Source organism: Xanthomonas sp. SHU 166 (assembly GCF_000364685.1).
GTDB lineage: Bacteria > Pseudomonadota > Gammaproteobacteria > Xanthomonadales > Xanthomonadaceae > Xanthomonas_A > Xanthomonas_A sontii.
In genome coordinates this window covers 1-12060 of the sequence record NZ_AQOJ01000104.1, presented here as the reverse complement: position 1 = coordinate 12060, position 12060 = coordinate 1, and the positions used below count along the sequence as shown (strand labels likewise).

At 70.1% G+C, this 12060-nt stretch carries 14 protein-coding genes, 1 other RNA gene and 1 pseudogene; 13 read left to right on the top strand and 3 right to left on the bottom strand.

The window, feature by feature from the left end; translation table 11 throughout:
- A pseudogene (locus tag D180_RS23235) lies at window positions 1-163 on the bottom strand (YecA family protein); the annotation flags it as partial.
- Window positions 164-372: 209 nt separating this feature from the next.
- On the opposite strand from D180_RS23235, the gene D180_RS04365 reads away from it, so the two are divergent.
- From D180_RS04365 to D180_RS04325, 10 genes are all read left to right on the top strand, one after another.
- The gene (locus D180_RS04365) at window positions 373-2556 is read left to right on the top strand and encodes a GGDEF and EAL domain-containing protein (RefSeq protein WP_017910436.1); all 2184 of its coding nucleotides are present in this window, start codon (window positions 373-375) and stop codon (window positions 2554-2556) included.
- 67 nt (window positions 2557-2623) lie between these two features.
- Window positions 2624-2845 carry a TIGR02449 family protein gene (locus D180_RS04360; protein WP_017910437.1) on the top strand — a complete coding sequence of 74 codons (222 nt, stop codon included), beginning with the start codon at window positions 2624-2626 and terminating at the stop codon, window positions 2843-2845.
- The gene (locus D180_RS04355; RefSeq protein ID WP_017910438.1) at window positions 2842-3135 is read left to right on the top strand and encodes a cell division protein ZapA; all 294 of its coding nucleotides are present in this window, start codon (window positions 2842-2844) and stop codon (window positions 3133-3135) included. The genes D180_RS04360 and D180_RS04355 overlap by 4 nt, the downstream gene beginning before the upstream one ends.
- 98 nt (window positions 3136-3233) lie before the next feature.
- Window positions 3234-3418, top strand: a non-coding RNA gene (ssrS, locus tag D180_RS22815) — 6S RNA.
- Window positions 3419-3577: 159 nt separating this feature from the next.
- Window positions 3578-4357, top strand: a complete 780-nt coding sequence (locus D180_RS04350; protein WP_017911831.1) for a thioesterase family protein — start codon at window positions 3578-3580, stop codon at window positions 4355-4357.
- Window positions 4358-4436: 79 nt separating this feature from the next.
- Window positions 4437-5030, top strand: coding sequence for a 5-formyltetrahydrofolate cyclo-ligase (locus D180_RS04345; protein ID WP_017911830.1), 594 nt, complete (start codon window positions 4437-4439; stop codon window positions 5028-5030).
- A complete protein-coding gene (locus tag D180_RS04340; protein ID WP_017910441.1) occupies window positions 5027-5497 on the top strand; it encodes an EVE domain-containing protein in 471 nt (156 codons plus the stop codon). The genes D180_RS04345 and D180_RS04340 overlap by 4 nt, the downstream gene beginning before the upstream one ends.
- A gap of 100 nt (window positions 5498-5597) precedes the next feature.
- Window positions 5598-6245, top strand: coding sequence for a ribose-5-phosphate isomerase RpiA (rpiA, locus tag D180_RS04335; protein WP_017911829.1), 648 nt, complete (start codon window positions 5598-5600; stop codon window positions 6243-6245).
- A 146-nt stretch (window positions 6246-6391) separates the two neighbouring features.
- On the top strand, window positions 6392-6844 hold the full coding sequence (locus D180_RS04330) for a DUF192 domain-containing protein (RefSeq protein WP_017915858.1): 453 nt from the start codon (window positions 6392-6394) through the stop codon (window positions 6842-6844).
- Between the two features lie 118 nt (window positions 6845-6962).
- The gene (locus tag D180_RS04325; RefSeq protein WP_026143558.1) at window positions 6963-7808 is read left to right on the top strand and encodes a SirB1 family protein; all 846 of its coding nucleotides are present in this window, start codon (window positions 6963-6965) and stop codon (window positions 7806-7808) included.
- Window positions 7809-8080: 272 nt separating this feature from the next.
- Here the strand turns inward: D180_RS04325 and D180_RS04320 are convergent, their stop codons facing one another.
- Window positions 8081-8326, bottom strand: coding sequence for a rubredoxin (locus tag D180_RS04320; RefSeq protein WP_223875626.1), 246 nt, complete (start codon window positions 8324-8326; stop codon window positions 8081-8083).
- 14 nt (window positions 8327-8340) lie between these two features.
- On the opposite strand from D180_RS04320, the gene thiE reads away from it, so the two are divergent.
- Window positions 8341-8964, top strand: a complete 624-nt coding sequence (gene thiE, locus D180_RS04315) for a thiamine phosphate synthase (RefSeq protein WP_017911827.1) — start codon at window positions 8341-8343, stop codon at window positions 8962-8964.
- Window positions 8965-9403: 439 nt separating this feature from the next.
- Window positions 9404-10696 carry a glutamate-1-semialdehyde 2,1-aminomutase gene (gene hemL, locus D180_RS04310; RefSeq protein ID WP_017911826.1) on the top strand — a complete coding sequence of 431 codons (1293 nt, stop codon included), beginning with the start codon at window positions 9404-9406 and terminating at the stop codon, window positions 10694-10696.
- Window positions 10697-10769: 73 nt separating this feature from the next.
- Here the strand turns inward: hemL and azu are convergent, their stop codons facing one another.
- Window positions 10770-11225, bottom strand: a complete 456-nt coding sequence (gene azu, locus D180_RS04305) for an azurin (RefSeq protein WP_017911825.1) — start codon at window positions 11223-11225, stop codon at window positions 10770-10772.
- Window positions 11226-11452: 227 nt separating this feature from the next.
- Between azu and D180_RS04300 the strand changes: the two genes are divergently transcribed.
- The coding region (locus tag D180_RS04300; RefSeq protein ID WP_017911824.1) for an HAD-IA family hydrolase at window positions 11453-12060 on the top strand (608 nt) is incomplete at its 3' end.

Here is a 12060-nt window from a genome sequence, read left to right as displayed (position 1 = left end):
CGAGGCTGGCGTCGGCGAGCACGGCCGCCGGCCATGCCGGCAATTCGGCGCCGCCGCCGGCCAGCCAGCCGCACAGGCCGCCGTGCAGTTCGGCTGCCGACGCAGCCAGGCCAAGCGTCCGGCTGGCATCGGCGATCTGGTCGGCAGTGGGAAGTTCGGTCATGGAGCAAGCCTGTCGGGCGCTGGCCGCGGGCCTGTCGAGGCCTGCGGCGGAATCGGGACTGCGCAGTGTAGCAACCGCGTGTGCGCCGCCGCTTGTGGTGGCTTCCGGCACGCGCCTACACTCCACCACCCGTTCTTTGACAGAAGTCACTTTCCGCCATGCCATTGGAGCACGTTGCTGCAGGAGCTGCGGAAAGAACCGGCCTCGCCTTGTTCGGCGAGACCTTGCTGGCCGCATGGCCGCTGGTCGCGCTCGCCGCGCTGGCGGCCGGCGGGGTGGCGGCGCTGTTCGCGCTGCGTTCGCGTCGGCGCCTGCGCGAGCAACTGCAACGGCACGCGCAACTGCAACAGCGCGACCAGCACCTGAAGCTGGCGCTATGGGCCTCGGGCGAACACTTCTGGGATTACGACCTGCAACAGCGCAGGTTGCGGCTGATGCGCGCCGACGAGGCCACGCCGCACGCGCAGGACATCGGCCTGGTGATCCGCGAGAACGAGCCGCTGCGGATCCATCCCGACGACGTGCAGCAGGCGCGGCAGGTGCTGCAGGAACACCTGCAGGGCCTGACCGCGATCTACACCGCCGAGTACCGGGTGGACCTGGCCGGCGACGGGGTCTGGCACTGGGCGCGGGTGCGCGGCCGCGTGGTCGACTACGACGCCAGCGGCGCGCCGCGCCGGCTCGCCGGCACTGCACGCGACATCACCTCGCACCGCCAGGCCGACCTGGAACGGCGCATCGCCGCCGAAGTGCTGCGCAGCATGGGCGAGGCGGTCGCCGTGCTCGACGAGGACCGCCGCTTCATCTCGGTCAACCCGGCCTTCACCCGCATCACCGGCTACAGCGAGCGCGAGGTACTGGGCCAGCCGATGGCGCTGATCGACCACGCGCCGGAAACGCCGGCGGCCCCGGTGGCCGACCACGGCCGGCATTGGCGCGGCGAGGCCTGGAAGCGGCGCAAGGACGGCCAGGAGATCCTCTGCCACCTGCGCCGCAATACTGTGGTCGACGCCGATGGCCGCCAGAGCTTCCAGGTGGTGGTGCTGGAAGACATCACCGAACAGAAGCGCGCCGAACAGGAACTGCGCTATCTGGCCAACTACGACACGCTGACCAGCCTGCCCAACCGCGCGCTGCTGTCCGAACGCCTGGCGCGGGCGATCGTGCGGGCGCGGCGCCAGGCCGGCTCGGTCGCGGTGCTGTTCCTGGACCTGGACCGCTTCAAGGACATCAACGATTCGCTCGGCCACGCGATCGGCGATCGCGTGCTGCGCGCGGTGGCCGAACGCCTGCAGCAGGCGGTGGGACCGCAGCACACGGTGGCGCGCCTGGCCGGCGACGAATTCACCGTGGTGGTCGAGGACATCGTCAGCCAGGGCGAGGCCGAGGCGGTGGCCGCCCGCGTGCTGGCCGCGTTCGAGGCGCCGCTGCGGCTGGACGAACGCCGCGAGGTCGCGGTCTCCACCTCCATCGGCATCTCCCTGTTCCCGCAGCACGCGCTGCTGCCGAGCGAGCTGCTCAAGCACGCCGATACCGCGATGTACCAGGCCAAGGCCGCCGGGCGCCGCAACGCGCAGGTGTACTCGGCGCGCATGGACGAGGCCACCCGTCACCGCGCCACCCTGGCCAGCACGCTGCGCAAGATCCCGCTGGATCAGGAACTGAAGCTGGTCTACCAGCCGCGCTACTCGCTGCGCACGCAGCGGGTGGTCGGCGTGGAAGCGCTGCTGCGCTGGCACAGCGCCGATTTCGGGCCGGTCTCGCCGAGCCAGTTCATCCCGCTGGCCGAGGAGACCGGGCTGATCCTGGAGATCGGCGAATGGGTGCTGCGCCAGGCCTGCGGCGCGCTGCGCGACTGGCGGCGGATGGGGCTGACCGACCTGTGCATGTCGGTGAACGTCTCGGCGATCCAGCTCGAGCGCGGCAACCTGCCGGAACTGATGGCCGGGATCCTCGCCGAAACCGGCGTGCCGGCGGCCAACATCGAACTGGAACTGACCGAGAGCGTGGTGATGTCGCAGGTCGGCAAGAACGCCGAGCTGCTGCGCGCCTGCCGCAAGCTGGGGCTGACCCTGGCCATCGACGACTTCGGCACCGGCTATTCGTCGCTGGCCTACCTGAAGCGGCTGCCGATCAACACCCTGAAGATCGACCAGGAATTCATCGGCGACCTCACCCGCGACCCGGACGACGAGGCGATCACCAGCACCATCATCGCGATGGGCCACTCGCTGGCGCTGAAGGTGGTGGCCGAGGGCGTCGAGGACGCCGGGCAATTGGCGTTCCTGCGCGCGCACGGCTGCGACGAGATCCAGGGCCACCTGGTGGCGCCGGCGCTGGAGCCGGACGCCTGCCTGCGCCTGCTGCAGCAACCGCTGCGGCTGCCTGCCTGAGCGCCGGCCATGGCGCCGCCGCGCGGCGTCTTGACCGCCCCTCGGGCGCATGCCTATCGTGAGCGCCATGGACAGCCCTGACGCCCTCGCCGAGCTTCGCGCCCTTGCCGCACGCGTGGAAACGCTGGTCGAGCGCTGCCAGCGCCTCTCCGACGAGAACCGCAGCCTGCGCCAGCAGCAGGAACACCTGATCGGCGAGCGCTCGCAGTTGCTGACCAAGAACGAACAGGCGCGTTCGCGCGTGGAAGCGATGATCGCCCGGCTGAAGTCCCTGGAGCAGCACACGTGAGCGAGCCGGTCAGCGTCCGCATCCTCGACCGCGAATACACCGTCGGCGTCGAGGCCGAAGAACGCGATGGCCTGCTCGCCGCCGCGCGCCTGCTCGACGCGAAGATGCGCGAGGTGCGCGGCAGCAACCGCATGGCCGCGGTGGACCGCGTCGCCGTGCTGGCGGCGTTGAACCTGGCGCACGAGTTGCAGCAACTGCGCGACGAACAGGGGCAGCGCGAACGCGAGATGGCGCGCACACTCGCCGATCTCAATCGCCGCCTGGACAGCGTGGTCGATACGACGCGCTGATCCGCACATGGCGCTGCGATCATCAACGTGAATTGCAACGTACCGAAGGACCGACGAACGGACTAGCCAAGCGCGATCACGGCGCTATACTCCACTTGCGTTCTCTGCTGTGAACGACAGCGTGTGCAAACATTCGCCTTGTCCCTTAATGACGACCACGGGGTGGCGACGGAATCGGGAGTGCAGGTCCGCCTCGTAGCGGGAAGCCCGATGATTCTCCAGCCATCCCACTTGAACCCCGGGTTCAAGGTCGTTTCGCACGCATCGTCACGGCGGAGAATGCAATTTTTCCAGGAAACGGCGCCGCAAGGCGCCGTTTCCTTTTGTGCGTACGCAGCGTGCGTCTTCACCACGCCGTCGCCGCCGGCGCATTGCAGGTGCCACGCGTTCTCGCACCGACCGAAACCCGGGATACTGGTTTCCCCATCACGGAGATCCCGGATTGCCGACGCTCGCCCAGATCCTCGACCGCTTCGACCCCGCCGCGGGATTCGACGTCCCCGCCAGCTGGCGGCAAGGCCGCACCGCCTTCGGCGGCCTGTCCGCGGCGCTGGCGCTGCAGACCGCGCTGCGCACGGCGCCGTCCGCGTTGCCGCCGCTGAAGTCGGCGCACATCGGCTTCGTCGGCCCCACCGACGGCAGCCTGCGCTTCGATGCGCAGGTGCTGCGCCAGGGCAAGTCCGCCACCTCCGTGGGCGTCGATTGTCTGGCCGACGGGCAGGTCGCCCTGCGTGCGGCCTTGCTGTTCGCACAGCCGCGGCCCAGCCGCATCGCCCACGACTTCCTGCCGGCACGGCCGGCGGTCGTCGGTCCCGACGAAGCGACGCCGATCGCCGAAAGCGCGGCGACGCCGGCCTTCGTCGCCAACTTCGACATGCGCCTGGCCGGCGGCGCGCTGCCGCTGTCCGCCGCGGCCGATCCGGAGTTGCTGGTCTGGGCGCGCCATCGCGACGCCGGCGGCGTGGACCCGAGCGTGGCCCTGGTCGCGCTGGGCGACTGTCTGCCGCCGGCCGCGATGACCTGCTTCACCGAGCCGGCGCCGGTCAGTTCGATGACCTGGAGCTTGGACTTCCCGCAACCGGCCAGCGCCGGCGACTGGTTCCTGCTGCGCTCGGCCAGCCGCCATGCCGAGGACGGCTACTCGCTGCAGGACATGCAGATCTGGGATACGGCCGGGCGGCTGGTGCTGTGGGGCCGGCAGACGGTGGCGCTCTACGCGTGATCGCCGCAGCGGCGCGCGCCTGCTGGTCAGTGCGCGCGCCGGCGCCGACAATAGCGCCCTCTCTCGCCACCCCTGCCAGATGACTGCCGACGACCGCGACTCCCTGCGCCAGGACCTGCGCGCGCGCCGCCGCGCGCTCACCGCGCCCGTGCGCCTGGCCGCCGCCGACGCCTTGGCGCAGCGACTGCTGGACCTGCCGTTCGCGCCGCAGCACGGCCATGTCGGCGGCTACTGGGCGATGGACGGGGAGATCGCGCTGCACCGCTGGCAACTGTCGCTGCCGGAGGCGGTGCAGTACTGCCTGCCGGTGCTCAGCGGCGACACCCTGCGCTTCGCGCCGTGGCGCCCCGGGCAGCCGCTGCGCGCCAACCGCTATGGCATCCCAGAGCCCGACGTCGACCCGGCCACGACCCTGGCGCCGGCGCAGATGGCGCTGGTGGTGACGCCGCTGGTCGGCTTCGACACCGCCGGCGGCCGCCTGGGCATGGGAGGCGGCTGGTATGATCGCAGCTTCGCTTTCCGCCAGCGGCAGGCCCCGCCGCCCTGGCTGGTCGGGGCCGCCTTCGACGCGCAACAGGTCGCGGCCTTGCCGCTGGCGGCCTGGGACGTGACGCTGGACGCGGTCTGCACCGAATCCCTCACCCTGTCGACCGCGCACGATTCCCCCGCATGACCGCACGCACCCGCTATTGGCTGATGAAGTCCGAACCGGACGCCTTCTCGATCGACGACCTGCAGCGGGTCGGCACCGAACCCTGGAACGGCGTGCGCAACTACCAGGCGCGCAACTTCATGCGCGACGGCATGAAGGTCGGCGACGGCATCCTGTTCTACCACTCCAACTGCAAGGTGCCGGGCATCGTCGGCGTGGCGCGCGTGGCCAGCCAGGCCTATCCCGACGCCACCCAGTTCGACCCGTCCTCCGACTACCACGACCCTAAGGCCACCCAGGAGCAGCCGCGCTGGTACCTGGTGGACGTGGCGTTCGAACGCAAGCTGGCGCGCACCATCGCCCTGGACGAGATCAAGCAGCACGCCGACGCGCTGGGCGAGGGCTTCCCGCTGGTCGCCCGCGGCAACCGCCTGTCGGTGTTCCCGGTCAGTGCCGCGCAGTGGAAGCTGCTGCTTTCGCTCGAGTAGCCGGGATTCGGGATTGGGGATTGGGGATTTACCTCCGTTCCCACCCGTCTGCCGCTTCAACGAATCCCCAATCCCGAATCCCCACTCCCGAGCTCTTCCAATGTCAGAAGCCAAACGCCTTGCCGCCGAGAAAGCCATCGACTACGTCCAGGACGGGATGATCGTCGGCGTCGGCACCGGCTCCACCGTCGCCTACTTCATCGACGCGCTCGGCCGCATCGGCCACCGCATCAAGGGTGCGGTGTCCAGTTCCGAGCAGAGCACCGCGCGCCTGCGCCAGCACGGCATCGAGGTGCTGGAGCTGAACCACACCGGCAACCTGTCGCTGTACGTGGACGGCGCCGACGAGTGCGATCCGAACAAGTGCCTGATCAAGGGCGGCGGCGCCGCGCTGACCCGCGAGAAGATCATCGCCGAGGCCAGCGAGCGCTTCATCTGCATCGTCGACCCGAGCAAACAGGTGCAGACCCTGGGCAAGTTCCCGCTGCCGATCGAGGTGATCCCGATGGCGCGCAGCCTGGTCGCCCGCGAGATCCTGGCGCGCACCGGCGGCCAGCCGGTCTGGCGCGACGGCGTGATCACCGACAACGGCAACGTGGTGCTGGACGTGCACCACCTGTCGATCACCGACCCGGTGGCGCTCGAGCGCGAACTGAACCAGATCCCCGGCGTGGTCTGCGTCGGCCTGTTCGCACGCCGCCCGGCCGACGTGGTGATCGTCGGTGGCGAGCCGCCGCGCGTCCTGTAGGACGCGCGCTGTCGCGCGCGTGGGATTGGGGATTCGCAAAAGCGAGAACCCCGGCTCTGGCGGATCCCCAATCCCGACTCCCCGCTCTTGACGCCACGCGCACCTTGCAACAAGGTGCGCGCTGTCCTCCCTGCCCTGGTCCGCCCATGTCCCTCTTCCGCGCGCTCTGCGTCCTTCTCCTGCTTGCCCTCAGCGGTTGCGCCAGCGCCGGTGGCGACCATTGGGTGGAATTGGGCGGACATCGCTACGACGTGGAACTGGCGCAGAACGATGCGACCCGCGCGCGCGGGCTGATGTTTCGCGACCAGATGGAAACCGACCACGGCATGCTGTTCATCCACGACCGCGAGGAACCGCAGGCGTACTGGATGAAGAACACCAAGATCCCGCTGGACATCCTGTACTTCGACAACCAGCGCAAGCTGGTGGCGCAGCAGCGCGACGTGCCGCCGTGCTCGGCCGGCGACGCCTGCCCGCCCTACCCGAGCAACGCGCCGGCGCGCTACGTGCTCGAACTCAACGCCGGCCAGGCTGAGCAGTTGAAGCTGCAGGACGGCACCGAACTGCGTTTCGGCCCGGGAATTCCGCAGGGCCACTGACCCGTCAACGGTACCGGCGGCGTCGGGAAAAGGCCCCGCGACCACGGCGCTGAACCCGACACCGCTGTCGGGAACGGCCGGACTTGATCGGGCCCGGCTTTGCCGCCAGTCTTGGGCCATGGCCGCCCCATTGACATTGCCGAGCTGGAATACCCTGGCCGCGCTGGATGACGATGCCCTGCCGCTGCTGGCGACCGCCCTGCTGATCGCCCGCGACGAGTATCCGGAGCTGGATGCCGCCCATTACGACACCCTGGCGCAGAGTCACGCCGACCACCTGCGGCACGAGGTGGCGATGATCGAGCAGTGGCCGCTGAAGATGGCGGCGATCAATCGCCACCTGTTCGAAGAACTGGGCTATAGCGGCAACCACGACGAGTATTACGACCCGCGCAACAGCTACATGAACCAGGTGTTCGAGCGACGCCTGGGCAACCCGATCTCGCTGGCGCTGGTGCAGATGGACGTGGCGCGGCGCCTGGACATCCCGCTCGACGGCGTGTCCTTCCCCGGGCATTTCCTGGTGCGCCTGCCGGTGGACGACGGCCTGCTGGTGATGGACCCGTTCAACGGCGGTCGCCCGCTGGCGGTGGAGGAACTGCGCGAGCGCGCGCGGCCGCACATGGGCGGCGAAAGCCCGGACGACCGCGCCCTGCTGCAGATCCTGGACCCGGCGCCGCACCGCGCGATCCTCGCCCGCGTCCTGCGCAACCTGCATGGCCTGTACGCCGAACGCGACGAGTGGGACCGCGCCGCACGCAGCGCCGACCGCGTGCTCAAGCTGATGCCGGACCAGCCCGAAGCCCTGCGCGACCGCGGCATGGCCTACCTGCAGATGGATTACGTCCCCGGCGCACGCCGCGACCTGGGCCGCTATCTGCAACTGAACCCCGAGGCCTCCGACGCCTTGCCGATCCGCGAGCGCCTGGTGGAACTGAGCGCGCGCGCGCAGCGGATGCATTGACGCTGGGAATGGGGAGAGGGGAATCGGGAATGGGAAAAGCGCATGCCCTGAGGCTCAGAGGTTGCTGACCTGATCAAGCCGTCATGGATAACCGACCGAATCGATCATCGAACGTCGGCGGACATGCGGCTCTCCCGAGTATCGGCCTTGCGATCCGACCACCCGGCCTCGCGATGTCTGCCTGCCAGCCCTGAAACTGGCCGCCGCGTGAAGCCTGCAAGGCACGGGAGTCGCTGTCCCACTCCCGATTCCCCATTCTCCAATCCCAGCCGTCAATCCATCTCCACCATCTCGAAATCGTCCTTGGTCACGCCGCAGTCCGGACAGGTCCAGGTGTCGGGCACGTCGTCCCAGCGGGTGCCGGGGGCAATGCCCTCTTCCGGCAGGCCGTCGGCCTCGTTGTAGATGAACCCGCAGACGACGCACATCCAGGTGCGATAGGTGGTGGCGCTGGCGTCGCTCATTGGATAATCGCAGGTCACAGTCGGAACGGCATTGTCCCATCGCCGCCGACGCATCGGAAGGCTTGGCCATGAACGCATCCCCGGCGCCGCGCGGCGTGTACCTGATCACCCCCGACGAGGCCGACGGCGCGCGCCTGCTGGCACGGGTGGCGCCGCTGCTGGACCAGGGCGTGACCTGGCTGCAATACCGCAACAAGCGCGCCGACGCGGCGCAACGGCACGAGCAGGCCGCGGCGCTGCAAACGCTGTGCGCACAGGCCGGCGTGCCGCTGATCGTCAACGACGACGTCGCGCTGGCGCAGGCGGTGGGCGCGGCCGGCGTGCACCTGGGCGAGGACGACGGCGATCTGGCCGCCGCGCGCGCCGCACTCGGGCCGCACGCATTGATCGGCGCCTCCTGTTACGACGATCTGACCCTGGCCCGCAACGCCGCGGCGGCTGGCGCCAGCTATGTCGCCTTCGGCGCCTTCTTCCCCACCCGCAGCAAGGTCACCACGCGCCGCGCCACGCCTGACCTGCTGCGCAATGCGGCAGCGCTGGGCCTGCCGCGCGTGGCGATCGGCGGCCTCACGCCTGACAACGCGCGTCCGCTGGTCGCGGCCGGCGCCGATCTGCTGGCGGTGATCAGCGGCGTGTTCGATGCGCCCGATCCGCGCGCGGCGCTGGCCGCGTACCGGGCGTGTTTCGACTGAGGCGCGAGCGCTTCCCTTCTCCCCTCGGGACCATGGCCCCCTTTTCGGGGAAAGGTGCCCCGAAGGGGCGGATGAGGGTGCGAGCGCAGCCTCGTGCACCCAAACATCGCGAGTCGCTCCGCGCCGTACCCTCACCCCAACCCCTCTCCCGGGGGGAGAGGGGCTAGCCGCTCCCTTCTCCCGCCGGGGGAAGGTGGCCCGAAGGGCCGGATGAGGGTACGAGCGCAGCCTCATGCACCCAATCATCGCGCGTCGCTGCGCGCCCGACCCTCACCCCAACCCCTCTCCCGGGAGAGAGGGGCTTGAAGCAAATCCACGGCGCGGCGCCGACCGCGGCGAATCGACGACATGGCGCACACCGGCGGCAGCCGCGACAATAGACGGCCTCGCTCCGCGCCCGGCCGGTCGGCCCGGCCAGCATCGTCAAGGATTTCCGCTCATGTCCCATTCCCGCTCGCACGCCCTGTTCGCCCAAGCGCAATCGCTGATTCCCGGCGGCGTCAATTCGCCGGTGCGCGCCTTCAAGTCGGTCGGCGGCGAGCCGTTCTTCGTACAGCGCGCCGATGGCCCGTACCTGTACGACGTCGACGGCCACCGCTACATCGACTACGTGGGCTCGTGGGGGCCGATGATCGCCGGGCACAACCATCCGGCGGTGCGCGAAGCGGTGCAGCGCGCGATCGGCGATGGGCTGTCGTTCGGCGCGCCCTGCCCGGCCGAGGTGACGATGGCGCAGACCATCACCCGACTGGTGCCGTCCTGCGAGATGGTGCGCATGGTCAACTCCGGCACCGAGGCCACCCTGTCGGCGGTGCGGCTGGCGCGCGGCGCCACCGGGCGCAACCGCATCGTCAAGTTCGAAGGCTGCTACCACGGCCACGGCGATTCGTTCCTGGTCAAGGCCGGCAGCGGCATGCTGACCCTGGGCGTGCCGACCTCGCCGGGCGTGCCGGCCGGCCTGAGCGAACTTACCGCCACCCTGGCCTACAACGATGCCGAGGGTGCCACCGCGCTGTTCGAGGAGATCGGCCACGAGATCGCCGCGGTCATCATCGAGCCCGTGGTCGGCAACGCCAACTGCATCCCGCCGCGTCCGGGCTATCTGCAGCACCTGCGCGACCTGTGCACGCAGCACGGCGCGCTGCTGATCTTCGACGAGGTGATGACCGGGTTCCGCGTCGCCCTGGGCGGCGCGCAGGCGCACTACGGGGTCACGCCGGACCTGACCACCTTCGGCAAGATCATCGGTGGCGGCATGCCGGTGGGCGCCTATGGCGGGCGCGCCGACCTGATGCGGCAGGTGGCGCCGTCCGGGCCGATCTACCAGGCCGGCACGCTCAGCGGCAATCCGGTGGCGATGGCCGCCGGGCTGGCAATGCTGGAACTGATCCAGGCGCCGGGCTTCCACCAGCGCCTGGACGCGGCCACCGCGCAGCTATGCGCCGGCCTGGAAGCCGCCGCGGCGACGGCCGGCGTGGCGGTCACCACCAACCAGGTCGGGGCGATGTTCGGGCTGTTCTTCACCACCGAGAAGGTGGAGACCTATGCGCAGGCCACTGCCTGCGACACCGCCGCGTTCAACCGCTTCTTCCACGCGATGCTGGAGCGCGGTGTGTTCCTGGCACCGTCGACCTACGAGGCCGGCTTCGTCTCCAGTGCGCACGACCAGGACGTGCTGGAGGCCACCCTGGCCGCGGCGCGCGAGGCGTTCGCGGTGGTCGCCGCCGGCTGAGATGCCGGTGCCACGACCCTGGCATGACGACAACGCGCGGCGCCGATGGCCGGCGCCGCGCCGCTGCGCTGGATCAGCCGAACACGAACTTGCCCTTCATCACCGCCCAGTGTCCCGGGAACGAGCAGAAGAAGGTGTAGTCCCCGCCCTTGCTCAGCTTGGCGGTGGAGAACTTGACCGTGTCCGACTGCCCGGCGCCGATCACCTTGGTGTGGGCGATGATCCGCGGATCGTTCTTGGGCAGGTAGTTGTCGGCCAGGCTGGAACTGGTGCCGGCATTGGCCACCGCCTGGAAATCCGGGGTCTTGGTCAGCACCCAGTTGTGGCCCATCACCGCGGCGGCGAGCTTGCCGCTGTGCTTGATCGTCACCGCCACCTCGGTGCAATCGGCCGCGACCTTGATCTGGGTCTGGTCGTAGGACATCTGGTCGGTGCCGGTGATGGTCACCGCGCAGGTCTTGGCCCAGGCGGCAGGCGCGAACGCGAGGCCGGCAAGGACGAGCAGCAGGGATGGAAGCTTGGTGTTCAAGGCGGGTTCCTCGGCAAGAAAGACAACACTGCGCCACGGCAGGTCGCGCGCGTGGCGGCGTGCCCCGACTGTCCGCCGGCCCGCGATGGCTTGTCAACGACAAGCGATGGCGCATTGCATCATCGGCACGCGCGGCGGCACGCGGCGGCGCCCCCGCAGAGCGGCGTGAGCTTCGCTGCTCCCGCGCCACGCCAGCCGCCACTCACCCAGGCCTCCTCATGTCCGCAATGACCCGCGCGCGGCCGGCGTTGCTGCTGCTCGACTTCGACGGCGTGCTGGCCAACTACACGCGCACCGTGCGCATCGCCGCGCTGGCCGCGCACTGCCGCTGCGAGGCCGCGCAGGTCCGCGAGGTCCTGTTCGGTTCCGGACTGGAGACCGCCTACGACGGCGGCGAACTCGACACCGCCGCCTACCTGCAGCGATTGAGCGCGGGCCTGGGCGCCGTCGTGGACGCGGACGCGTGGATCGCCGCGCGGGTGGCGGCCAGCCGTGCCGACGCCGGTGTGGTCGCGCAGGTGCTGGCACTGGCCGAGCGCGTGGCCATCGGCGTGCTGACCAACAACGGTGCGCTGATGGCGCAGGCGATGCCGCAGATCGTGCCCGCGCTGTTCCCGCTGCTGCACGGGCGCGTGCTGTGCAGCGGCAGCCTGGGCGGGCGCAAGCCGGACGCGGCGGTGTATCGGCACGCGCTGGCGCACTTCGATGTCGCCCCGCGGCAGGCGCTGTTCATCGACGACCTGTTCGTCAACGTGCGCGGCGCCCGCGCGATCGGCATGGCCGCGGAAACCGCCAGCGGCGCGCGCGCCCTGCGCCGCGCGCTGGCGCGGCACGG

Bases quoted from the DNA above. Each gene is read 5' to 3' on its own strand.
- D180_RS04360 (WP_017910437.1), top strand. From the start codon at position 2,624: ATGGACAGCCCTGACGCCCTCGCCGAGCTTCGCGCCCTTGCCGCACGC.
- D180_RS04345 (WP_017911830.1), top strand. From the start codon at position 4,437: ATGACTGCCGACGACCGCGACTCCCTGCGCCAGGACCTGCGCGCGCGC.
- D180_RS04340 (WP_017910441.1), top strand. From the start codon at position 5,027: ATGACCGCACGCACCCGCTATTGGCTGATGAAGTCCGAACCGGACGCC.
- rpiA (WP_017911829.1), top strand. From the start codon at position 5,598: ATGTCAGAAGCCAAACGCCTTGCCGCCGAGAAAGCCATCGACTACGTC.
- D180_RS04330 (WP_017915858.1), top strand. From the start codon at position 6,392: ATGTCCCTCTTCCGCGCGCTCTGCGTCCTTCTCCTGCTTGCCCTCAGC.
- D180_RS04325 (WP_026143558.1), top strand. From the start codon at position 6,963: ATGGCCGCCCCATTGACATTGCCGAGCTGGAATACCCTGGCCGCGCTG.
- D180_RS04320 (WP_223875626.1), bottom strand. From the start codon at position 8,326: ATGCGTCGGCGGCGATGGGACAATGCCGTTCCGACTGTGACCTGCGAT.
- thiE (WP_017911827.1), top strand. From the start codon at position 8,341: ATGAACGCATCCCCGGCGCCGCGCGGCGTGTACCTGATCACCCCCGAC.
- hemL (WP_017911826.1), top strand. From the start codon at position 9,404: ATGTCCCATTCCCGCTCGCACGCCCTGTTCGCCCAAGCGCAATCGCTG.